Raw genomic sequence first — 21763 nt, 5'->3', positions numbered from 1 at the left:
CACCACCTCCTCACGGGAGTTGCCCCATGACTGTCGCGGTCGTCCTGTTCACCTCGGACCTGCGCCTGCACGACCACCCGCCGCTGCGGGCCGCCCTCGCCGCCGCCGACGAGGTGGTGCCGCTCTTCGTACGCGACCCCGCTGTGCACGCGGCGGGCTTCGACGCGCCCAACCGCAGCGCTTTTCTGGCCGACTGCCTCACCGACCTCGACGGCTCACTGCGCAGACGCGGCGGCCGTCTCGTCGTGCGTGGCGGACCGGTGGCCGAGGTGGTGTGCCGGGTCGTCACGGAGTGCCGGGCGACCGAGGTGCACATGGCCGCAGGCGTCTCCGCACACGCCCACCGGCGCGAGCAGCGCCTGCGGGACGCCCTGGACGCGGGCGGCACCGCCCTGCACGTACACGACTCCGTGATCACCGCCGTCGCCCCCGGAGCCGTGACCCCGGCCGGAAACGACCACTACGCGGTGTTCACGCCCTACTTCCGCCGCTGGTCGCAGGAGCAGCCGCGGGAGGTCTGCCCGGCACCGCGCGCCGTGTCCGTCCCGGAAGCGGCGCGCGGTGAACGGCTGCCGGACCGCGGCCGGTTGTCCGGTCTCTCGCCGGGTCTGCCCGCGGGAGGGGAGACGGCGGGACGCGCCCGGCTCTCCCGCTGGACCCGGTCGTCGCTCGACGGATACGAAGACGGCCACGACGACCTGGCGGGCGACGCGACATCGCGGCTCTCGCCGTATCTGCACTTCGGCGCCCTGTCACCGGTGGAGGTCGTCCAGCGGGCCCGCGCGCGCGGCGGTGGCGGTGCGGAGGCGTTCGTACGCCAGGTGTGCTGGCGCGACTTCCACCATCAGGTGCTTTCGGCGCGGCCGGACGCCTCCGTTCGGAACTACCGTGACCGGCACGACCGTTGGCGGACCGAGGAGGACGCCGCCGACGACATCACCGCCTGGCGTGAGGGCCGTACCGGCTATCCCGTCGTCGATGCCGCGATGCGTCAACTGCGCCACGAGGGCTGGATGCACAACCGAGGACGCCTCCTCGCGGCGAGTTTCCTCACCAAGACGCTGTACGTGGACTGGCGGATCGGCGCCCGGCACTTCCTGCACCTGCTCGTCGACGGCGACATCGCCAACAACCAGCTCAACTGGCAGTGGGTCGCCGGAACCGGCACCGACACCCGCCCCAACCGCGTCCTCAACCCCGTCCGCCAGGGCCTGCGCCACGACCCGACCGGCGCCTACGTACGCCGCTGGGTGCCCGAGCTGAAGGATGTGGACGAGCGACTGGTGCACGAGCCGTGGAGACTCCCTGAGGACGAGCGTGATGGGCTCGGCTATCCCGCCCCTCTCATCGATCTCGCTGACGGCCTCGCCCGTTTCCAGCGCGCCCGCGACCGGGACTGAGGTGTGCTCGCGTGCACTGGCTCTTCGGCGACCAGCTCGGGCCCCACTTCCTCACCCCCGGGGACGACGGGCCCGGCCGCGACACCCCGCTGCTCATGATCGAGGCGCGGTCGGTGTTCCGGCGCCGGAGGTTCCACCGCGCCAAGGCCCACCTGATCCTCTCCGCGATGCGGCACCGGGCGGCGGAACTCGGTGACCGGATCACGTACGTACGGGCCGACACGTACCGGGAAGGACTGGAACAGGCCGCAGACAAAGCCCCGGTGACGGTCCATCACCCGACATCCCACGCCGCCCTGAAGCTCGTACGGTCCCTCCCGCACGTCGCGGTGGGCCCGGCGCGCGGATTTCTGCTGCCCGTGGACGAGTTCACGACCTGGGCGGACGGCCACGGCGGCAAGCGGCTGCGGCAAGAGGACTTCTACCGCTGGATGCGCCGACGGCACGGCCTCCTGATGGACGCGGACGCCCCGGCGGGCGGCCGCTGGAACTACGACCACGACAACCGGGAGCCCCCGCCCCGGGACGCCCCCGACCTGCAGGTTCCCGCCCCGTACCGGCCGCGGGAGGACGACATCGACGCAGAGGTCCGCCACGACCTCGACCGCTGGGAGAGGGACGGCGAGGTCTCCTTCGTCGGCCGCGACGGGCCACGCCTCTTCCCCGCGACCCGCGCCGAGGCTCTCCGGGCACTCCGACGCTTCATCGGCCGTCGGCTCGACACCTTCGGGCCGTACGAGGACGCCATCCTCGCGGCCGACCCGGTGATGAGCCACAGCCTGCTGTCCGCCCCTCTCAACCTCGGGCTGCTCGACCCCGCCGAGTGCGTCGGGCGGGCCGAGACGGCGTGGCGGGCGGGCGAGGCGCCGCTGAACAGCGTGGAGGGCTTCGTCCGGCAGATCGCGGGCTGGAGGGAGTACGTGTGGCAGCTGTACTGGTACTTCGGCGACGCCTACCGGCACTCCAACGCGCTGCTCCACACCGCTCCCCTGCCCGCCTGGTGGAACGAGCTCGACGCGGACTCGGTCGGCGCGCACTGCCTGCGCACGGCGCTGGCCCAGGTCAGGGACACCGGCTGGACCCATCACATTCCCCGGCTGATGGTGCTCGGCAGCTACGCGCTGCAGCGGGGCTGGGACCCCGCCGCCGTCACCGACTGGTTCCACCGCTGCTTCGTGGACGGATACGACTGGGTCATGGTCCCCAACGTCGTGGGCATGTCCCAGTACGCGGACGGCGGGCGGATGACCACCAAGCCGTACACCTCGGGCGGCGCCTACCTGAACCGCATGAGCGACCTGTGCGGAGCGTGCCGGTACCGGCCTGCCGAGCGGACCGGCGAGCACGCCTGCCCCTACACCGCCGGCTACTGGGCGTTCTTCGACCGGCACCGCGAACGCCTCGCCCACAACCACCGCACAGCCCGGCCGGTGCGACAGCTCGACCGGCTCGCCGACCTCGCGCAGGTCCGCCGAGAGGACCGCGAACGAGGGGACGCACCGCCATGAGACAGGGACCGGTCGGCCGTTGGAGTGAGCGGAGACGCGAGGGCACCGCGTACCGGGCAGGAATCAGCGCATCCGTACGCGGGACTGCCGCGGAAGCACGGGTGCACACGTGACGGAGGGCGAGGAGAGGCTGGGAATGCCAGGACCGCGGCCGGATACGGCACCACACGCCGGACTTGTCGAACTTGTCGACGCCCCGCTCACGGCCGTCGGGGTAACGGAAGCCGTGGAAGCGGTTCTCGACGACGTGCTCGACGCGGGACTTCGGCGGGCCCACGACATCGACCCCGTGTACGCCCGGGACGTCGTGGGCCGCGTGACCGCCTTCGTCCAGCGGGGCGGGAAGCGGCTGCGCACCGCGTTCGCCTGGTGCGGCTGGCGGGCGGCGGGCGGCTCGGCCGACGCCGCCCCCGTCCTGCGCATCGGGGCCGCGCTCGAACTCCTCCAGGCGTGCGCGCTCATCCACGACGACGTGATGGACGGATCGTCCCTGCGCCGGGGCGGTCCGTCGATGCATGTCGACTTCGCGCGCCGGCACCGGGCGGACGGCATGAACGGCTCGCCGGAGTCGTTCGCCGAGTCCGCCGCGGTCCTCGCCGGGGACCTCGCGCTGGCCTGGTCCGATGACCTGCTGACGGAGACGGCGCTCAGCTCACCGCACGGCATACGGCTGCTCAGCGAGTGGCGGGGGATGCGCGGGGAGATGGTCGCCGGCCAGTACCGCGACATACACGCGCAGGCGAGCGGCGCCTCCGGCCTCGACGAGGCGGAGGCCATCGCCACGCTCAAGAGCGCCCTCTACACGGTCGCGCGCCCGCTGGCCCTCGGCGCATCCCTGGCGGGCGCCGACGCGCACACCCTGGACGCGCTGCGCGCCGCGGGCCGGTGTGCCGGTCTTGCCTTCCAGCTCCGCGACGACCTCCTCGGAGCCTTCGGCGACCCGGTCCTGACCGGCAAACCGGCCGATGACGACCTGCGCACGCGCAAGCTCACGTACCTCGTCGCCGTGGCGCTCACCCTCGCCGAGGCCTCCGGGGACGCCGACGCCGTGGACGTGCTCGCACCGGGTGCGGAGCATCGCTCCGACGCCACCGTGGAACGTATGCGCCTCGCACTTGAACGCACCGGGGCGCGCGCCCTGGTCGAGGGGAAAATCGAGGAACTGGCGGCGAGGAGTCTGCTGCATTTCGCCGAGTGCGGCGCGAGTCCTGAGGCACGACGCGAGTTCGCCGCCTTGGTCGCACGCGCCGCGGGCCTCCCCGCCCCGCAGCAGCGCGGGGAGGGCCGATGAAAGCCGTACCGGGCCGCACCGACCACGTGGTCGTCGTCGGAGCCGGGCTCTCCGGTCTCGCCTGCGCCCTCCACCTGCTCGGCGCCGGCCGCCGGGTCACGGTCGTCGAACGGGACGCGGGGCCCGGCGGCCGCGCCGGTCGGGTCGACCTCGGCGGCTACCAGGTGGACACCGGGCCGACGGTCCTGACCATGCCGCACCTCGCCGACGAAGCGTTCGCCGCCGTCGGGGACAGCCTGCACGCCCGAGTGGAACTGGTGCCGCTGCACCCCGCCTACCGTGCGGGCTTCGCCGACGGCAGTGCGCTGGACGTGCACACCGACGGTGAGGCGATGGAGGCGGAGGTCCGACGCTTCGCCGGAGCGGACCAGGCCGCGGGGTACCGCAGGCTGCGGAAGTGGCTCCAGCTCCTCCACCAAGCGCAGATGCGGCGCTTCATCGACACCAACTTCGACTCGCCGTTCCAGCTGCTTCACCCTGACCTGGCACGCCTTGCGGCGCTCGGCGGTTTCGGGCGTCTCGACCGGCGCATCGGCCGCTTCCTGTCCGACCCACGGCTGCGCCGGATCTTCACCTTCCAGGCCCTGTACGCCGGAGTCGCCCCGGCACAGGCACTCGCGGCGTATGCCGTGATCGCCTACATGGACACCGTGGCCGGTGTCTGGTTCCCCAAGGGCGGCATGCACGCTCTGCCACGTGCCATGGCCGACGCGGCCGATGAGGCAGGCGCCGACTTCCGATGGTCTGCCGAGGTCACCGCACTGGAACGATCGGCCGGCCGGGTGCGTGCCGTGCGGCTGGCCACGGGAGAGCGGATTCCTTGCGACGCGGTCGTACTGTCCTGCGAACTTCCCTCCGCCTACCGGCTGTTGGGCCGGTCCCCGCGGCGTCCCGTACGGCTGCGCCACTCGCCGTCGGCGGTGATCCTCCATGCCGGGACCGACCGCACCTGGCCCGGCCTCGCCCACCACACGCTCTCCTTCGGCGCGGCCTGGGAAAAGACCTTCGACGAGTTGACCCGTACCGGGAAGCTGATGAGCGACCCGTCCCTGCTCATCACCCGGCCCACGACGCACGACCCCACCCTCGCGCCGCCGGGAAGGCACCTGCACTACGTTCTGGCCCCCTGCCCGAACACCGTCGTCGGGCCCCCTGCCGCCACGTGGCACGAACTCGGACCGCGCTATCGGGACAGCCTGTCCACCGCCTTGGAGCGCCGGGGCCTGGACGGCTTCCAGGACAGCGTCCAGGAGGAGTTGCTGGTCACCCCGCTGGACTGGGCGGCGCAGGGGCACGCGGCGGGCAGCCCCTTCTCGGTCTCCCACACGTTCGCCCAGACCGGTCCGTTCCGGCCCCGCAATCTGGTCGGCGGCCTCGACAACGTCGTGCTCGCCGGCTGCGGGACCACTCCCGGCGTCGGCGTACCGACCGTACTCATCAGCGGCAAGCTCGCCGCGGCGCGTGTCACCGGCAACGACCGCCGGGCAGGACCGAGCAGGCCGATGTCGCCGGCCGTCGGCGGAGCCGCGTCCGTCACCACTGCGAGAGGAACCGATGACCCGTCGTGAACTGGACGCCGCCGGGATCGTCGATCCCTCCTTGCGCGCCGCGTACACCCATTGCCGGCAGCTCAACGCCCGCCACGGCAGGACCTACTTCCTCGCCACCCGACTCCTGCCGGTGGCGCGCCGCTCCGCGGTGCACGCGTTGTACGGCTTCGCGCGCTGGGCGGACGACATCGTCGACGACAGCGACCGGCGTCTGACACCCCCCGAGCGGGACCGGCTGCTGCAACGCCTGGAGGACGACCTGGCCCAAGGCCTACGGACGGGCGATGGCGACGATCCCGTGGTCCGCGCGGTCGCCGACACGGCCGCCCGGTACGCCATCGATCCCACGCTGTTCGCGGACTTCCTGGCCTCCATGCGCAGCGACCTGAGCGTCACGGACTACCCCACCTACGCCGACCTGCGGGCGTACATGCACGGTTCGGCCGCCGTGATCGGTTTGCAGATGCTGCCGGTCCTGGGCACGACCGTGCCCCGCGAGGAGGCGGCGCCGCACGCGGAGGCGCTCGGAGTGGCGTTCCAGCTGACCAACTTCCTGCGGGACGTGGGCGAGGACCTCGACCGGGGCCGCGTCTACCTGCCGGCGGACCTGCTCGCCGCTCATGGCGTCGACCGGCCCCTCCTTGAGTGGAGCCGCCGCACCGGCCGCCACGACGGGCGGATCCGCGCCGCACTGGTCGCGGCCGACGCCCTCACGCGGGACGTCTACCGGGACGCGGAACCGGGCATCGCGATGCTCGACCCGCGGGTGCGCCCCTGCATCCGCACCGCGTTCACCCTGTACGGCGGCATCCTCGACGCGATCTGCGACCAGGACTACACCGTGCTGCACCGCCGAGCGGTGGTGTCCCGCAGACGCAGGACGGCAACGGCCGCGGCAGGAGCCCTGCGCATCGTCGGGGCGCGGTGCCGCGCCCGCCTGTCGGCCCCCGGGGCACCGGCCACGCCGGGCGGGTCGGTACTTCAGTGGAAGGGACAGAGCAGTGACTGACCGTCGGAGCAGGGCCCGCTGGACACCGCCGTTGCGCCGCCGCAGCGGTCCGGGGTGGGCGGCACAGACACCGACCTGGCAGGCCGCGCGCCCCGCCCTGATCGCCGAAGCACTCAAGCGGGCCTCGGCGCGCCCCTCCGGCAACTGGTTCGTCGTCGGCGCTTCCAGGGACGTGCGAGCCGGTGCCGGGCCGTGCGGCCGGACGGTGGGCGGCGTCGAGATCGTGCTGTGGCGCTCGGACACCGGCGCATTGCACGCGGGTCCGGGTGCCTGCCCTCACCTGGGGGCTCCGCTGCGGGACAGCCGCGTGGTCTGCGGCACGCTGGTCTGCCACTGGCACGGACTGGCCCTGGACGGCGCCCCGTTCGCGGGCTGGGAGCCCTTCCCGGTCCACGACGACGGAGTGCTGCTGTGGGTACGCCTGGACGAGGTCGGAGGTGAGAAACCCACCGAGCGCCCGTCGGTACCGGCCCGCCCCGCACCGGGGCAGGCTCTGGACGCCGTGTTCACCGCGGTCGGAGCGTGCGAACCACCGGACGTCGTCGCCAACCGCCTCGACCCGTGGCACGGTTCGTGGCTCCACCCGTATTCGTTCGTGGACCTGACGGTGGCGCGAACGCCGAGCGGCGACGGTGACGACGCCTTCGTCGTCGACGTCTCCTTCCGGGTGGCGGGGCGTCTGGTGGTGCCGGTGCGGGCGGAGTTCACCGCACCCGGTCCGCGTACGGTCCTGATGCGCATCAGCGAGGGCGAGGGCGCCTCTTCGGTGGTGGAGACCCATGCCACGCCGCTCACCGCCGAGGGTTCCGGGCGGCCCCGGACCGCGGTGGTCGAGGCGGTCGTCGCCGCCTCGGACCGCCGGGGCTTCGCGCTGGCACGGGCCGCCGCCCCCGCACTGCGCCCGCTCGTGCGCCGTACGGCGGGCCGCCTCTGGCGCGACGACCTCGCGTACGCCGAGCGGCGCTGGACCCTGCGCAGCAACGGGCGCTTCCCTGAGTGAGCCGGGAGATCAGCGCTCCGCGAGCGCCCCGAGCGCCCCGAGCGCCCCGAGCGCCCCGAGTGCCCCGAGTGCCCCGAGTGCCCCGAGTGCCCGCAGCGTGGGCGAGCGACCCGCGCGCGGCACCGTCCACAGCACCTGCCCCCGTACGTTCCAACGGGCGAGCAAGGCGTTGGCCGCCAGGAAGCCGGTGGTGGCGGCGCGTTCCATCAGGGCCACCGGAAGCCCGCAGCGCACCGAGTCCCCGGCCAGCGTCAGCCAGGCGTGGGGGCTCTGCACGGCAGGACGGCGGTGATAGGACCCGACGGGGAAGAGCGGGCAGTCGGCACGCCATTCGTGCCGGGCGTCCACGATCCGGGCCGCACGCGTCTCCGGGTACACCGCGTGCAGCTGCTCGACCAGTCCGGCCTGTACGGCGCCGGGTTCCGCCGCCGGACCGACGGCGTAGGCATGCAGCTCGACCACGGAGCCGCCGGTCCGCGCGGCCCATCGGGCGGCTTCGTTCTCGTAGCGGTCCAGGACGCTGACGTTGTCCAGGCCGCCGAACCCGCTGGTGCCGAGGAAGGCGGCACGGTCGGTGCGGACCGGCCGGTCGAGCCAGAGCCTGGAGACGAGGAACGGCGGGGCGGTACGGAGGGCGGCGACGTCCTCGCGCCAGGAAGGGGTGCCGAGTTCCGGCGATGCGGCCACCACCTCGCGCAGCCCGCCCGCGTCGAGGGCGAGGACGACCGCGTCGTGACCCTCCGCCGAGGTCTCGGTGTGCACCTCGGCCCGCTCGCCTTCGCGCCGCTGCACCCGGTGCACAGGCGTGCCGGTGCGGATGTCCGCTCCGAGGCGCTGAAGGTAGTCGCCGAGCGGCTCCCAGAGCGCTTGCGGAAAGGGCGCGTCCGGGACGTCGAAGAGCAGCCCCTCGGCGGAACCGAGGAAGTAGATGTGGAACATCAACAGCAGTTCGGCCGCCGACAGTTCGCGCGGGTCGGCGAAGAAGCTGCGCGAGAACACCTCGAACGCCAAGTGGTGGGCCGCTTCGGGGAACCGGACCTGTTCCAGGAACGCGGTCGCGCTGACGGAGTCGAAGCGTTCGTAGACCTGCGGCACGCGCACGTCGAGGAGCGGCAGGGCCGCCCGGGGGTTCATCGCGGCGAGATCCCACCACCCGAACGTGGGGCTCAGAGCGACGAACCCGAGGGCGCTCAGGGGCGGTGTCCGCGGGACACGGGCGAAGCTGTCGGTGAGCCCGCCGCTGTGGCGGAGGGGATAGTCGGGCAGGGGAGTGAGCCGCGTGAGTCCGGGGTCGGTGCGCCGCAGCAGGCCCCGCAGGTTGTAGTACTGCCGGAAGAAGGCGTGGAAGCCGCGGCTCATGGTCGCCGTGGAGCCGTCGGCCAGACGGGTGCGCCATCCGGCCAGTCGGCCGCCGAGCGACTCTCCTCCTTCGTACAGCGTCACGTGAGCACCGCGTTCCGCCAGCAGGACGGCGGCGGACAGACCGGCGATTCCGCCGCCGATCACCGCGACGCGGGGTGCGTCCCCCGGAGCGAACCGGTCCCGGCCGGGCCCGGGCATCAGCACTTCGGCCTTGCGGTCCCGGCCGCGCCGGGCCGCGCGGGGCGGGGCACTCATGCGGGCCGCTCGGTCTGATCCGTTTGATCCATCTGACCCATCTGACCCGTCCGACCCATCTGACCCGTCCGATCCATCTGATCCGTCTGATCCGTCTGATCCATCTGCTCCGTCTGCTCCGTCGTCGCGGCGGAGTCGTTCCGGGCCAGGAACGTGTGCACGATCCCCGTCTGCCAGCCTGCGACAGGGGCGGTGCGCACCCCGGTGAATCCGGCCCGCGACAGCCGGTCCGCGAAGGCCGGCGCGGTGTCGAAGTCGAGCACGCTCTGCCACAGGTGGCGGTACAGCGCACGGTCACCGCTGAGGGTGCCCACGGGGATGATCACGCCCTGGCACACGGCGGTCCACAGGGCGCGGTGGACCACCGAGCCGCTGAGGCTGTACTCGTGCACGACGAGCCGCCCTCCCGGTCGCAGCCGGCTGCGGACGGACGCGAGGACGCTGTCCGGAAACGTGACGTTGCGGAACAGATAGGCGGCGAAGACCGCGTCGAACGGCCCTTCCCGCATCGTCTGCAGGTGCTCGGCGGCCTGGTGCACGAAGCGCACACGCGCGGGCCACGGCTTGGCCCGTGCGCGCCGCAGCATCCCGGACGAGGCATCGACAGCGGTGATCCGGGCATGGGGCGCGGCCCGCAACAGCGCGCGCGTGGAGGCCCCGGTGCCACAGCCGAGATCGAGTACGTGCTGTCCCGCCCCCTCGTCGGGCAGCCGGAGCCGGCGCGCCGAGCGGCGCAGATCGGTCTGGTAGCCGGGGTTCAGCGCGGTGAGGAGGTCGTACGTGCGGGCTGCGTCGTCGAAGGCGTGGGCAAGGTCGTGGTCGTGCAGCAGGGCCATCAGCGGCTCTCCTCGCAGGCGGGAACGGCGGCAGGCGCGGCCCGCAGGCGGCCGCGCAGGAAGGGGAGTTCAACAGCGGTGCGCAGCATGGGCCGCACGGGACAGCGCAGTCCGATGCCCCACTCCTCCCACGGTGTGGTGGCACCGTCGAGGAAGCGCAGCAGGCGCTCGGGCGGGGTGTGCCGGAACAAGTCGGTGAAGAACGCGGGACCGTCGATCCGCCCGGTGTCCAGCGCGCGCAGCAGCACCGCGTCGAGGGCAAGCGCCCGCCGGCCATGAGCAGGGGGCACGGCCGCCCGCCCGCGGCGGACGCCGTCGGCGATGGCGCGGCTCTGCCGCTGCACGGCCGCGAACGTGTAGCCCGTCGCCGGCCGGGTGGCACCGCCCGCGGCCCCGATCCGGAAGACGGAAGCCCCGACCCGGCGGGGGAAGCGCCCGTCGGTCATCGGGATGACGCCCTGCTCCACCGCTTCCACGGTCCGGGCACCGATCCCCAGGACGTCGCGGGTGTACTGGCCCAGGGCCGCTTCGTACGCACGCGTGCTCAGCGGAGCGCGGGAGAACTGGGTGTACTCCACCAGCGCCCGGTCCGGAGCCAACGGCAGTACGTAACCGAAGGCGAGCCCGTGACGGGGCTGCGGCACCCGGAAGTCCATCAGGTCCGCGACCGCCGGATCGAAGTGTTCCGTGTCCGTGCGGACGAACCAGCCGCGGAAGTGCTGCAGCAACTGCGTCCGGGCCGACGGCAGTACGGGCACGGGCCGGGAGTCGAACACCAGGCGAGCCCACAGCGTCAGGGCCCCGCCGTCGGGCAGGGTGCAGTCGACCTCGGCGCCGTCGCCCACGTCACGTACCGCATCCGCGGTCGCCCGCACCACCTGCGCACCGGGGGACCGGGCAAGGCGGGCGTGCACCAGCCGCTCGAACGGCCCGGACCGCAGCATGCGGTAGCGGAACGGTGACGGGGTGACGCTCACGGGGCTGCCGTCGGCGGCGTGCACGCGCAGGCGGGACCACGAGGCGCTCACCGCTTCCTCGAAGTCGCCTGCGCCCGCTTCCCAGAAGCACCAGGTCCGCTCCGGCGGACGCAGCGGCCCGTCCGGGGCCTCCACGACCGTCACGGTGGCGGAGCCGTCCGCCATCAGCCGGTGCGCCAGACTGAGTCCGGCCGCGCCACCGCCCACGATGACCACGTCGGACCTGACGTTCCTGACGTTGCTGGCGTTGCTGCTGTTGCTGCCGTTGCTGCCGTTGCTGCCGTTGCTGCCGTTGCTGGCGCCGGGGTGCTGCTCGGACGTCGGCCGCGTCATCGGGCCCGCCGCTCGGTCACCGGGGTTCCGTCCGCCGACGTGCGCAGGAGTTCGGCGTCCGAGGCCATGGCGTCCACGACGGCTGCGACCACCTTGTCCACGTCGGCGCCCGCAGGCAGCGGCGGGGCAGCACCCACGACAGGCCGGTCGGCGAAGCCGGTGTCCATGTGCCCCGGCCGGATGTCGAGGACCCGGACGCCTGCGGTCCGTGCCTCACGCCGTACCGCACCGAGCCAGGCACTGAGGGCTGCCTTGGAGGCGCTGTAGTCGGCCATCCCCGGTTGCGGGCGCTCCGCCACGACCCCGGTGACGGCGGCGATCAGCGATCCGGGACGCATGACGCCCAGCGCGGCGCGGAAGAACGCCGCAGGCGCCAGGAAGTTGACCGCCATCAGGTGTTCGGCCACCTCGTCGCCGACCTCGTCCACGCTGCCGAAGCCCACCGATCCGAACACGGTCACGACGGCGTCCAGACCGCCGAGTTCGGCCACTACCGTGTGCACGGCACGCGCGCAGGACGCGGGGTCGTACGCGTCGAACAGCACGGTCGGCACCGAACCGTGGCTCCTTGCAGCAGCTGCCAGACGCGCCGGGTCGCGTCCGGCCAGCGCGGGGCGCGCGCCCCGGCCGACCAGCTCAGCCGTGATCGCACCGCCCAGAACGCCGGTCGCACCGGCCACCAGCACCCGCGCACCACGCATGTCCATGTCTCACCCCGCGATCGCCAACTTGCCATGCCCGCAGTCTCACTTCAGCTGATGGTGTGCCAACGGATGCAGCGGGGCACGGCGGAGAACCCTCAGGCGCCTGCCAAGTCTTGCAGCACCTCGCGGGCGGCGCGCGTACCCGACGCCAGCGCACCCTGCACCGACCCGGTCGCGCGATGGTCCCCGCACACGTACCGGCCCGGAGCGAAACGGCTCGTGCGGCTCAGCGGCAGCGGCGGCGGCATCGCGGGCAGCGCTTCCGCAACCGTGCAGGAAGCGATCTGCCGCCAGCCGCTCGTGTCGGTGCCGTACAGCTCGCCCAGGCGCCGCAGCACCTTGCGCGCCGTGTCCGGCGCGTCCTCGCCCAGCACTGAGCTGGAGATCAGCGAGGTGCCTCGTGGTGCGTAGGTGGGGGCGACCTCGCTGAGGACACAGGTGTTCAGTACGGCTCCCGTGCCGTCCACCATCAGGGTGGGTTCCGGCATCGGTGTCGTTGGAGCGGCGTGGTAGTAGGTCGTGACGGTGCGGCCGGCCGGGACTTGCAGGCCGGGCAGCAGGCGGGCCGCGGAGGTGGCGTCCGTTGCCACCACGACGGCCGTGGCAGGCAGCTCTGTGCCATCGGCAAGGAGCACGCCTGTCGCCGAGATCCCGGCCACGGCCCTCTCCAGCCGCAGGACGCCGTCGGGCAGCCCGTCGGCGAGCTGTGCGGGTACGGCACCGATGCCCTCGGCGGGCAGGCAGAGCGTTCCCCGGATCATGCTGCGCCAGACCAGATGGAAGAAGCGCGCAGAGGTGTCCAGCCGGTCTTCCAGAAACACACCGGACAGAAACGGCCGCAGGATCTCGGCGACCACGGTGTCCGACACTCCTGCCCGGGCCAGCTCGGCCGAGGTGGTGCGCTCGGGGCCTCGCTTCAGAGCGCGGGCGGGAAGGAGTGTGTCCCGCGCGGTGAGCGCCGCGAGGGCGATCAAGTCGCGGGGAGGCACCGTCCGTTGCGAGAGCAGTTGCGAGAGCAGTTGCGAGAGCAGAGGTGCGGCTGCCGCCGGCCGCCTCGTCGGATCCACGAACCGGACCGGCCCCGTCGAAGTAGAGGCGACGAACCCCGGAGTGAACGGACGCAGTCGCAGGCCCGGCAACTCCAGACGCCGCTTCACCTGCGGGTACGACGTGTTGAACACCTGGAACCCGCGGTCCAGCAAGAACCCGTCCCGTCGGTCCGTACGCATCCGGCCGCCGACACCGTCGGACGCCTCCAAGAGAGCCACCCGCCTCCCAGCACGGCACAGATCCCGAGCGCAGGCGAGCCCGGCGAGACCGGCCCCGACGACGATGATGTCCGGAGCTGCGTGTTGCTGAACGGTCATCCCACTCCTTCGTTGGCGAACCACCTGAGCTGCGTGGCTCGCGCACCGTGGAGATCACTGCGGGCAGGCCCTCCCCCGTGGCCGGCGTCCCGCTGCCGGCTCAGTGGGGTTGAGCACGCGCCGGTGCTCGTCTCCGCCGGCGGCCACTTCCTCACGTACGCGGGTGCAGGTCTGCGCGAGGATCCGGCACACCTGCATCTGGGAGACGCCGATCTGTTCGGCGATGCGGCTCTGCGTCTGGCCCTCGAAGAACCGCAGGTAGAGGATGGTCCGTTCGCGGTCCGGCAGGTGCCGGATGCTGGATCCGGCCGCGAGCCGGTCCACGATGAGGTCGTACGAGGGGTCGGTCGTGCCCAGAGTGTCGGCCAGGGAAATACCGTCCACATGCTCGGGCTCGGCGTCGAGGGACAGCGCGCTGTAGCTGCTCAGCGCCTGCTGCCCCGCCTGCACGTCCTGCTCGGAGAGGCCGGTGTGCCGGGCCAGCTGCGGGACGGTGGGCTCCGGGCTGCCGGGCCGCTGGGACATGTCGCGGTACGCGATACGGACCGTGTTGCGCAGGTCCTGGACGCGGCGGGGCACGTGCAGGTCCCAGGTGTGGTCGCGGAAGTGGCGGCGGATCTCTCCGCTGATGGTGGGCACGGCGTACGGCTCGAAGGGGCCGCGACGCGGGTCGTAGCCCCTGATGGCCTTGAGCAGGCCGAGAGCGGCGATCTGCTGGAGGTCCTCCAGCGCCTCGCCCTTGCCGTGGTACCGGCCGGCGATGCGGTGAGCCATCGGCAGCCATGCCTCGAACAGCTCCTCGCACAGCGCGTCGCACTCCCGCCCCGGCCCGAGGCCGTGGATACGGGCGAAGGCCTGACGGGTATCCGGGGCGTCGTCGTGCAGGCGCCGACGGGAGGGCCAGCGGGTCACGGGCCGTCCCGGCCGGGCAGATCGGTCGGTGAGCATGAGCATCCGCTCCTCAGCGGGCCGCGGACGGGGAACGGTGCCCTGAGCCCGAACTCTCCGGGTGCTCGTTCCTGATCGCCCACGGCGGAAGCGCATGTGCACTCCCACTCCTATCGTCCTCCGGTCACGCGACTGCGCGAGTCGGACCTGCGTCGTACGGGTGTGGAAGTGGTGGACGGTGCGGCCGCTCGTCAGTGGGGACAGGGGTGGCCCTGCGCTACCGCCCCCGCCCCTCCTCCCGGCCCTCCGCCCGCCCCTCCACACGGTCCTCCGATCCGCTCCCGTCGCTAGTGGGTTCCGGCCCGTCTGCGCGAGCGGAGCACCCCCGGGCGCGCCGGGCCTCCTTCATCTCCGCCTCGTACAGGTGGGCTCGGCCGGAGGCGAGCTCCTGCCGCACCTGCGCCTCCACGCGGGTGAACGGCCGGTAGTAGGTGGCGTTGTAGGCCTCGACGATCTGGTAGGTCCAGTGGCCGGGGATGACGTTGCGCCCCACTATCTCGCGCTCCACCAGGTCGGCCTGCGCCGTGTGCCCCGCCCGTCGCAGCAGCTCGACGGCCGTCCCGACGGCGAGGTCGGCGCCTCCGGTCATCTGGTGGAAGGCGTACAGGTGGCCACGGGCTCGCTCCGCGATCTCCAACGCCTCCGACAGGACGCCCAGGGCTTCGACGGTGGCGTCACTGACACCCGGCGGCCGTACGTGCTCCGGGTCCGGGTGGCCTTCGTCTCCGTCGTCCGTGGCTCGGCTCATGAACCGATCCTGCCCCGTCTCGTGCCCTGGTGCCGCCGGTGGGCCGCGGCCGACGGGTCCCGCTACGGCGAGTGGGCGGTCGGACGACCGGACGCCGCCCGGCCCGGAGGTGAGCCGGGTGAGACAATGTATCCGGGTATCCGGGTATCCGGAGCAATCGTGGGCACGGTCCCTTCCCGGCTCGCCAGGCTCAACGTCGGAGCGGTGCGAAATGAACAGCCACAGCAGCGCCACACGTGGGAGTGTGTTCAGTCGCTCGGTGTTCGGTGCCCCCTGCTGGATCAGCCTGACCACGCGTGACCTCTCGGCCGCGGAGAAGTTCTACACCGCCGTACTGGGGTGGGACTGGCGCGTCGGCAAACTCGGCGACCAGTACCGGTTCGCGAGCGTGAACGGGGTGCCCGTGGCGGGCGTCTCCGCTGTGGGGGCCATGGAGATGGCCTTCGCATGGACTCCCTTCTTCGCCACCGCCGACGCCGACCAGACCGTTGCGCGCAGCCAGGAGCGCGGAGGGACGACCGCGGTGGGGCCCATCTCGTTCGCACCGGGGCGGGCGGCTCTCCTGGCCGATCGTGACGGAGCCGTCTTCGGCATCTGGGAGGGCGAACTCGTAGCCGACTGGGAGGACTGGCGCCGCGCGGCCCCGGCCTTCGTTGAGCTCCACACACGGGACGCCTTCGACGCGGCCATCTTCTATGCCGAGGTCCTCGGCTGGGCCTCCGGGACCGCAGGGTGCTGCGAAGTCCAGTACGACGACGAGAAGGTCGTCCTGAGAAGCCGGGGCGAGACCGTGGCCCACATCCATTCGGGTGCCGTCGATTCCGCGAGGGATCCCGCGATCCGGCCCCGATGGCAGATCCACTTTGCCGTCGCCGACGTGGACGCCTGCCTCGATGCCGCGCCGGCCCACGGCGGCAGCATCGTCCAGGGCGTGCCGGGCTCCGCCGAGGCGGTCCTGCTCGATCCGGACGGCGCACGCTTCAAGATCAACGCGCGCTCTGCCCTGTGAGGCCTTGAAGCACGCCTTGGTCAGCTGCCCTCCTGCTGCCTTCCTGCCGCCTTCCTGCCGCCTTCCTGCTGCCATCCAGCTGCCTTCCCCGCCCGCTCAGGCACCGAAGCCATGTTCCCGTACGTCTCGAAGTGCGACGGCGGGAAGCGTGGGTACTCGCGGAAAGGACCAGGCGCAAGGCAACGGCCGTCCGGCGGCCGGCGGCGGCGGGAAGCAGCCAGAAGGGACAACAGTCATGGGCATATGCGATGTCTGCGGAAATGATTACGAACTCACCTTCGAGGTCCGCCACCAGAAAGAGACATACGTTTTTGACAGCCTGGAGTGCGCGGCTGAACGCATCGCACCGACGTGCTCGCACTGCGGCTGTCGCATTCTCGGGCACGGCGTGCAGGCGGAGAGTCAGATCTACTGCTGCGCCCATTGCGCACGTCTGCAGGGGCAGCGGGGGCTGGTCGACCATCAGTGACCACGAACGGCCAGCAGTGACCACGAAGGGGCCAGGCAGGTCGGCGTGCCGCAGGCGGCCGCTCCCGTGGTGCGCATGAGGCCCGCTCTCCCTATCGTCTGGTGAGAGAGAGCACGTTCCGCCGACGGGTGTGCACGGAGACGATCCGGCCGATGCGGTCGGATCGTCTCCGCGTATCCGACCCGGAGGAGCCGTCATGCCGGAGCTGTTCATCGGCGGAAAATGGACCGCAGCTGTGGACGGGCAGGTGCGGGAGATCCGCTGCCCCGCCGACCGCACCCTGGTCGCCACCGTCGACGAGGCCGGACCGAAGGACGCCGCCGCGGCGATCGCCGCCGCACGGGAGGCGTTCGACCACGGCCCGTGGCCCGGCACCCCGGCCGCCGAACGCGGCCGGCTGCTGCTGCGCGTCGCCGACCTGCTTGAACGCGACAAGAACGCGCTCGCCCGCGCCGAATCCCTGGACACCGGGAAGCGGCTCGTGGAGAGCGAGTACGACATGGACGACATCGCGAACTGCTTCCGCTACTTCGGCAACCTGACGGCGGCGGGCGGCAGCGACCGGATCGTCGACGCCGGCAACCCCGAAGTGGACAGCCGGGTGGTGCACGAGCCGGTCGGGGTGTGCGCGCTGATCACCCCGTGGAACTACCCGCTGCTTCAGACCGCCTGGAAGGTCGCCCCGGCGCTCGGCGCGGGCAACACGTTCGTCCTGAAACCGAGCGAGCTGACCCCGCACACCGCGATCCTCCTGATGCGGCTGCTCGCCGAGGCGGGGCTGCCGGACGGGGCCGCCAACCTGATCCTCGGCGCGGGCCCCACCGCGGGCGCACCGCTCAGCGAGGACTACCGCGTCGACCTGGTGTCGTTCACCGGCGGGCTGGTCACCGGACGCCGCATCATGGCCGCCGCGGCCCCCACCGTGAAGAAGGTGGCCCTGGAACTGGGCGGCAAGAACCCCAACATCGTCTTCGCCGACGCCGACTTCGCAGCGGCCGTCGACTACGCCCTGATGGCGGTCTTCCTCCACTCCGGCCAGGTCTGCTCGGCCGGGGCGCGGCTCCTGGTCCAGGACGACCTCCATGACGCGTTCGCCGACGCGGTGGTCGAGAGCGCCCGCCGGATCCCGCTCGGCGGCCCCTTCGACGAGCACGCCCGCACCGGCCCGCTGATCTCCGCCGCGCACCGGGACAAGGTCGAGGCGTACGTGGCGGCCGGCCTCGCCGAGGGTGCGGTGCTGCGCTGCGGCGGCGCCCGCCCCGACGACCCGGCGCTGCGGGACGGCTACTACTACCTGCCGACGGTCCTCGACGAGTGCACGCCCGGCATGTCCGTGGTCGCCGACGAGTCCTTCGGCCCGGTGCTGACCGTCGAGCGGTTCCGGGACGAGGACGAGGCGATCGCGCTGGCCAACGACACGGTGTACGGCCTCGCGGGCGCCGTCTGGTCGCAGGACACCGGCAAGGCCCAGCGGGTGGCGAACCGGCTGCGCGCGGGAACCGTATGGATCAACGACTTCCATCCGTACGTGCCGCAGGCGGAGTGGGGCGGCATGAAGCAGTCCGGCTTCGGCCGCGAGCTTGGCCCGGCGGGCCTGGCCGAGTACCAGGAGGCCAAGCACGTCTGGCGCAATCTCTCCCCGACTCCGCAGAGGTGGTTCGAATGAGCACGGACTCCGGTTCCCGCCCCGGCCCCGCCGTGCCCGGCAAGAGCCAGGGCGAGCACGACGACGACGCGCTCGGCGAGCTCGGCTACCGCCCGGAGCTCAAGCGGACGCTGGGCAACTTCCACACCTTCGCGGCCGGGATCAGCTACATCTCGATCCTCACCGGCACCTTCCAGCTGTTCTACTTCGGCGTCACCTTCGGCGGCCCCTCGTACTGGTGGTCGTGGCCGATGGTCTTCGTGGGCCAGTTCATGGTGGCCCTGTGCTTCTGCGAGCTGGCCGCCCGCTATCCGGTCGCGGGGTCCGTCTACAACTGGGCCAAGACCCTGGGCGGCCCTCATGTCGGCTGGCTCGGCGGCTGGATGATGATGACGGCCACCATGGTGACCCTGTCCGCCGTGGCGCTGGCCTACCAGATCACGCTGCCGCAGATCTCCGAATGGTTCCAGTTCGTCGGTGACGGCACCGGCAAGAACGACGCGGCGGCCAACGCCGTCCTGCTCGGCACGGTGCTCATCCTCTTCTCCACCCTCGTCAACGCCTTCGGTGTGCAGCTCATGGCCCGGATCAACTCGGCGGGCGTCTTCATCGAACTCATCGCCGCCGTCGCGCTGATCGTCTTCCTCGCGGCCCACATCACCCGCGGACCCAACACCGCGCTGACGGAGACGTACGGGCTCGGCAGCGGCCAGAACCTCGGGTACCTCGGCGCGTTCCTCACCGCCTCGCTGGCCTCCGCCTATGTGATGTACGGCTTCGACACGGCGTCGTCCCTCGGTGAGGAGTCCCACGACCCGAGCCGCAACGCGCCCCGCGCGATCCTGCGCGCCCTCATCGCGTCGTTCCTCATCGGCGGCCTGATCCTGCTCTTCGCTCTGCTCGCCGTCCCGGACCTGCAGGCCGAGGAGCTGTCCACGGGCGGTCTGCAGTACGTGGTTCTGGAAACGCTCGGTTCGACCATCGGCGAGATCTTCCTGTGGTCCGTCGTCGTCGCCATCACCGTCTGCGTCCTGGCCGTGCACGCGGCCGGCATCCGGCTGATGTTCGCGATGGCCCGGGACAACAACCTGCCCGCGGGTTCGGTGCTCGCCAAGGTCAGCCCCCGCTTCCAGACGCCCGTGATCCCCGCCGTCCTGATCGGTGTGGTCGGTGTCGTCATCCTGGTGATCAACATCAATCAGCCGCAGATCTTCTCGGTCATCACCAGCATCGCGATCATCATGATCTACGTGGCCTACCTGCTGGTCACCGTGCCCATGCTGATCAAGCGGCTGCGCGGCCAATGGCAGCCCGCCCGGGGGAAGTTCTCGCTCGGCAGGTTCGGCCTGCCCATCAACATCATGGCCGTGCTCTGGGGCACGGCCATGTCCCTCAACCTGGCCTGGCCGCGCGCCGAGGTCTACAACGCGACCGGGCCGCAGCACTGGTATCTGCGGTGGGGTGCGTTCCTGTTCATCGGCATCGTCGCGCTCGGCGGCTTCGCCTACTACTGGTTCGTGCAGCGGCACAAGACGGGCGTCCTCGCCGAACACCGCAGCGAGACCGCCGCCCCCACCGCTCCCCCGGAGCCCCCGGCTTCGTGAACGGCAGGACGAGCCGCTGCCGGCCGACTGACAGCGGGGCCAATGTCCGGCGGACCGGTCCGGGCGGCGGTACCGGCGGCGGCGACCGACGGTACTGACACTGGCCCAACTGGTCGATTTCGGCACGGCGTTGGCCGTACGCGGTGTTGGCGGCGGGCGGCCTGATCCCCGGGATGTGGAGTCACCGCCCGGATGCCCGTCGGAGGCAGATGTTCATGGCCGCTTTGAGCTCGGTCGTGGAACCACTGCCTGGGCGTGCTCACTGCTGCTCGGCCCAGACCGTCAACTTTCCTGTGGCGCTGGGGAGATCGCCGTACTGGCTGGTGTTGGGCGTGAGCCCAGTGATCTCCAGCAGGGCGAGCCTGCCCTTCGTGGTCCGGGTGCACAGCAGGTCGCCGACCTCGATGTGATCGGTGAACTGCTCGCCCGGGATCTCCGAAGGCAGCGGGTTGGTCTGTGCCGCGCGCAGGCACTCCTGCGGGGATCGCCCGGCGCTCTTGCCCGTCGTGGTCGTGAACTCCCAGCCGTCCCGTTCGGAGACGCTGCTGATGAGGAGTTCGTCATTGTCGTAGTCGGCGTCCTGGGTGTTCACCCGCGGTCCGTCGTAATCGACGCCGCCGCCCGATGAGGAGCTGCCTGCGGGTGCGGGCAGGGCGAGTTCGCGGTCCTCGACGACGGTCCTGAAGGAGGGCTTCGGCGCTGCCGTGCCGTCGCGACCGGACGGTCCGGGCTTGCCCTGGCCCTTGGCCTGGTCCGAGGCCTCCGCGTCTTCGGCGGTGGCGTTCGCGCGCGTGTCGTCCGAGGGGCGGCCCTCCGAATCCTCCCAGTAGCTCGCAATCCTGGACTGGAAGAACTGCACGACCAGGATCAGCGCGACCAACGCGGCGATCGCCGCCAGCGCGAGCTTGAGGATGTGCCCGGCCGTTGCCGTTGCCTTTGCCGTTGCCGTGGCGGGTGCCTTCGGGTGACTGCTCGGGGCCGAAGCAGGGGCCGCGGTCCGGTTCCCGGAGTGCCACGGCCGGTCGCCCGGTGCCCGTGCCGCTCCCACCCCTCCTCGTACCAGCGCGAGGGACCCCGTCGTCCCCACGGAGCGCCGCCGTGGCCGCGGCAGGCCACGGCCGTGCAGGGCCCGGTCGACGTGGAGGTGGATCTCGTCGAGCGTGAGCGGTTCGGGCCGCCCGAGCGCGTCGAGCAGGGCGCCGGTGAACGCGGTGTGGCGCTCGCCCTCGGGCGCGTGGGAGGGAGCGGTCGACGTCGTGGACGTCAGCGTGTACGTGCCGGTCACCTCGGTCTGCCCGAGCGCCAGGCCCGCCGGTTCGGACATCGCCGAGACGGCCTGGCCCGAGAAGCAGCAGTCGAGCAGGAGGACACGGGAGTCGGCGAGGGCGCCGCCCACCCGGTTCTTGATCAGCTCGATGGAGACCGCGGAGTACGGGACCTGCTCGGGGTCGGCGTCGGTCTGCGGCAGAGAGAGGTGCAGTCGGCCAAGGTCGTCCTGCAGCCCGTGCCCGGCGTAGTACACGAGCAGCAGGTCGGTAGCCTCCTGCGAGGCCCAGGACAGCGCGGCCCCGACCGCGGACGCATCCGCGGGGTCCGCCACCACGCGGCAGTGCTCGGGGTCCAGGAGCCCGTGCACCGGGTCGGTCAGCGCGTCCCGTAACGCCGACAGGTTCGCCCCGACGGCGGGCAGGTCGGGAAGGCGCGGGTCCACGAAGCGTCCGCTGCCGATCAGCACCGCCCGGCTGACA

17 protein-coding genes are annotated in these 21763 nt (G+C 72.0%); 9 read left to right on the top strand and 8 right to left on the bottom strand.

Translation table 11 applies throughout. The annotated features are described in order from the left end of the window. Positions 1-26: 26 nt before the first annotated feature. The 6 genes from QIS99_RS03230 (at position 27) to QIS99_RS03205 (ending at position 7758) form a co-directional block, all read left to right on the top strand. Complete coding sequence (locus tag QIS99_RS03230; RefSeq protein WP_282510176.1) at positions 27-1400, top strand: cryptochrome/photolyase family protein; 1374 nt, start codon at positions 27-29, stop codon at positions 1398-1400. 11 nt (positions 1401-1411) lie between these two features. Further along, complete coding sequence (locus tag QIS99_RS03225; RefSeq protein WP_282510174.1) at positions 1412-2908, top strand: cryptochrome/photolyase family protein; 1497 nt, start codon at positions 1412-1414, stop codon at positions 2906-2908. Between the two features lie 136 nt (positions 2909-3044). Further along, positions 3045-4199: a polyprenyl synthetase family protein gene (locus QIS99_RS03220; RefSeq protein ID WP_282510172.1), complete on the top strand. Its 1155-nt coding sequence runs from the start codon at positions 3045-3047 to the stop codon at positions 4197-4199. Further along, on the top strand, positions 4196-5767 hold the full coding sequence (crtI, locus tag QIS99_RS03215; protein ID WP_282510170.1) for a phytoene desaturase family protein: 1572 nt from the start codon (positions 4196-4198) through the stop codon (positions 5765-5767). Before QIS99_RS03220 ends, crtI begins: the two co-directional genes overlap by 4 nt. Next, the gene (locus tag QIS99_RS03210; protein ID WP_282510168.1) at positions 5754-6758 is read left to right on the top strand and encodes a phytoene/squalene synthase family protein; all 1005 of its coding nucleotides are present in this window, start codon (positions 5754-5756) and stop codon (positions 6756-6758) included. The genes crtI and QIS99_RS03210 overlap by 14 nt, the downstream gene beginning before the upstream one ends. Continuing rightward, positions 6751-7758: a DUF5914 domain-containing protein gene (locus QIS99_RS03205; protein WP_282510166.1), complete on the top strand. Its 1008-nt coding sequence runs from the start codon at positions 6751-6753 to the stop codon at positions 7756-7758. Before QIS99_RS03210 ends, QIS99_RS03205 begins: the two co-directional genes overlap by 8 nt. Positions 7759-7767: 9 nt before the next feature. On the opposite strand, the gene QIS99_RS03200 is transcribed toward QIS99_RS03205, so the two are convergent. The 7 genes from QIS99_RS03200 to QIS99_RS03170 all read right to left on the bottom strand — a co-directional run bounded on the left by QIS99_RS03200 (position 7768) and on the right by QIS99_RS03170 (position 15288). After that, positions 7768-9375: an FAD-dependent oxidoreductase gene (locus QIS99_RS03200; RefSeq protein ID WP_282510164.1), complete on the bottom strand. Its 1608-nt coding sequence runs from the start codon at positions 9373-9375 to the stop codon at positions 7768-7770. Beyond that, the gene (locus QIS99_RS03195; protein ID WP_282510162.1) at positions 9372-10211 is read right to left on the bottom strand and encodes a class I SAM-dependent methyltransferase; all 840 of its coding nucleotides are present in this window, start codon (positions 10209-10211) and stop codon (positions 9372-9374) included. Before QIS99_RS03195 ends, QIS99_RS03200 begins: the two co-directional genes overlap by 4 nt. Then, entirely contained in the window at positions 10211-11521 is a 1311-nt protein-coding gene (locus QIS99_RS03190; protein WP_282510160.1) for a lycopene cyclase family protein, read from the bottom strand. The genes QIS99_RS03195 and QIS99_RS03190 overlap by 1 nt, the downstream gene beginning before the upstream one ends. Continuing rightward, the gene (locus QIS99_RS03185) at positions 11518-12228 is read right to left on the bottom strand and encodes an SDR family NAD(P)-dependent oxidoreductase (RefSeq protein ID WP_282510158.1); all 711 of its coding nucleotides are present in this window, start codon (positions 12226-12228) and stop codon (positions 11518-11520) included. The genes QIS99_RS03190 and QIS99_RS03185 overlap by 4 nt, the downstream gene beginning before the upstream one ends. Positions 12229-12320: 92 nt before the next feature. Then, complete coding sequence (locus QIS99_RS03180) at positions 12321-13592, bottom strand: NAD(P)/FAD-dependent oxidoreductase (RefSeq protein WP_282510155.1); 1272 nt, start codon at positions 13590-13592, stop codon at positions 12321-12323. 54 nt (positions 13593-13646) lie between these two features. Beyond that, positions 13647-14540: a sigma-70 family RNA polymerase sigma factor gene (locus tag QIS99_RS03175; protein WP_282510153.1), complete on the bottom strand. Its 894-nt coding sequence runs from the start codon at positions 14538-14540 to the stop codon at positions 13647-13649. A gap of 217 nt (positions 14541-14757) precedes the next feature. Continuing rightward, positions 14758-15288 (bottom strand): hypothetical protein, encoded by a 531-nt coding sequence (locus tag QIS99_RS03170; protein WP_282510151.1) that lies wholly within the window; start codon positions 15286-15288, stop codon positions 14758-14760. Between the two features lie 211 nt (positions 15289-15499). Here QIS99_RS03170 and QIS99_RS03165 point away from each other — a divergent pair, with 211 nt between their 5' ends. The 3 genes from QIS99_RS03165 (at position 15500) to QIS99_RS03150 (ending at position 20015) form a co-directional block, all read left to right on the top strand. Beyond that, positions 15500-16297, top strand: coding sequence for a VOC family protein (locus QIS99_RS03165; protein ID WP_282510149.1), 798 nt, complete (start codon positions 15500-15502; stop codon positions 16295-16297). Positions 16298-16962: 665 nt separating this feature from the next. Next, positions 16963-18432 (top strand): aldehyde dehydrogenase family protein, encoded by a 1470-nt coding sequence (locus QIS99_RS03155; protein ID WP_282510147.1) that lies wholly within the window; start codon positions 16963-16965, stop codon positions 18430-18432. Next, a complete protein-coding gene (locus tag QIS99_RS03150; RefSeq protein ID WP_282510145.1) occupies positions 18429-20015 on the top strand; it encodes an APC family permease in 1587 nt (528 codons plus the stop codon). The genes QIS99_RS03155 and QIS99_RS03150 overlap by 4 nt, the downstream gene beginning before the upstream one ends. Positions 20016-20274: 259 nt before the next feature. On the opposite strand, the gene QIS99_RS03145 is transcribed toward QIS99_RS03150, so the two are convergent. Further along, positions 20275-21750 carry a caspase family protein gene (locus QIS99_RS03145; protein ID WP_282510143.1) on the bottom strand — a complete coding sequence of 492 codons (1476 nt, stop codon included), beginning with the start codon at positions 21748-21750 and terminating at the stop codon, positions 20275-20277. Positions 21751-21763 lie beyond the last annotated feature (13 nt).

It is taken from the genome of Streptomyces solicavernae (genome assembly GCF_029968095.1).
Lineage (GTDB): Bacteria > Actinomycetota > Actinomycetes > Streptomycetales > Streptomycetaceae > Streptomyces > Streptomyces solicavernae.
Note: the sequence above shows the minus strand (reverse complement) of the source record. Positions and strands in the feature narration are given on the sequence as shown.

Bases quoted from the DNA above. Each gene is read 5' to 3' on its own strand.
- QIS99_RS03210 (WP_282510168.1), top strand. From the start codon at position 5,754: ATGACCCGTCGTGAACTGGACGCCGCCGGGATCGTCGATCCCTCCTTG.
- QIS99_RS03195 (WP_282510162.1), bottom strand. From the start codon at position 10,211: ATGGCCCTGCTGCACGACCACGACCTTGCCCACGCCTTCGACGACGCA.
- QIS99_RS03165 (WP_282510149.1), top strand. From the start codon at position 15,500: ATGAACAGCCACAGCAGCGCCACACGTGGGAGTGTGTTCAGTCGCTCG.
- QIS99_RS03150 (WP_282510145.1), top strand. From the start codon at position 18,429: ATGAGCACGGACTCCGGTTCCCGCCCCGGCCCCGCCGTGCCCGGCAAG.
- QIS99_RS03175 (WP_282510153.1), bottom strand. From the start codon at position 14,540: ATGCTCACCGACCGATCTGCCCGGCCGGGACGGCCCGTGACCCGCTGG.
- QIS99_RS03155 (WP_282510147.1), top strand. From the start codon at position 16,963: ATGCCGGAGCTGTTCATCGGCGGAAAATGGACCGCAGCTGTGGACGGG.
- QIS99_RS03220 (WP_282510172.1), top strand. From the start codon at position 3,045: ATGCCAGGACCGCGGCCGGATACGGCACCACACGCCGGACTTGTCGAA.
- crtI (WP_282510170.1), top strand. From the start codon at position 4,196: ATGAAAGCCGTACCGGGCCGCACCGACCACGTGGTCGTCGTCGGAGCC.
- QIS99_RS03190 (WP_282510160.1), bottom strand. From the start codon at position 11,521: ATGACGCGGCCGACGTCCGAGCAGCACCCCGGCGCCAGCAACGGCAGC.
- QIS99_RS03170 (WP_282510151.1), bottom strand. From the start codon at position 15,288: ATGAGCCGAGCCACGGACGACGGAGACGAAGGCCACCCGGACCCGGAG.
- QIS99_RS03200 (WP_282510164.1), bottom strand. From the start codon at position 9,375: ATGAGTGCCCCGCCCCGCGCGGCCCGGCGCGGCCGGGACCGCAAGGCC.
- QIS99_RS03180 (WP_282510155.1), bottom strand. From the start codon at position 13,592: ATGACCGTTCAGCAACACGCAGCTCCGGACATCATCGTCGTCGGGGCC.
- QIS99_RS03230 (WP_282510176.1), top strand. From the start codon at position 27: ATGACTGTCGCGGTCGTCCTGTTCACCTCGGACCTGCGCCTGCACGAC.
- QIS99_RS03185 (WP_282510158.1), bottom strand. From the start codon at position 12,228: ATGGACATGCGTGGTGCGCGGGTGCTGGTGGCCGGTGCGACCGGCGTT.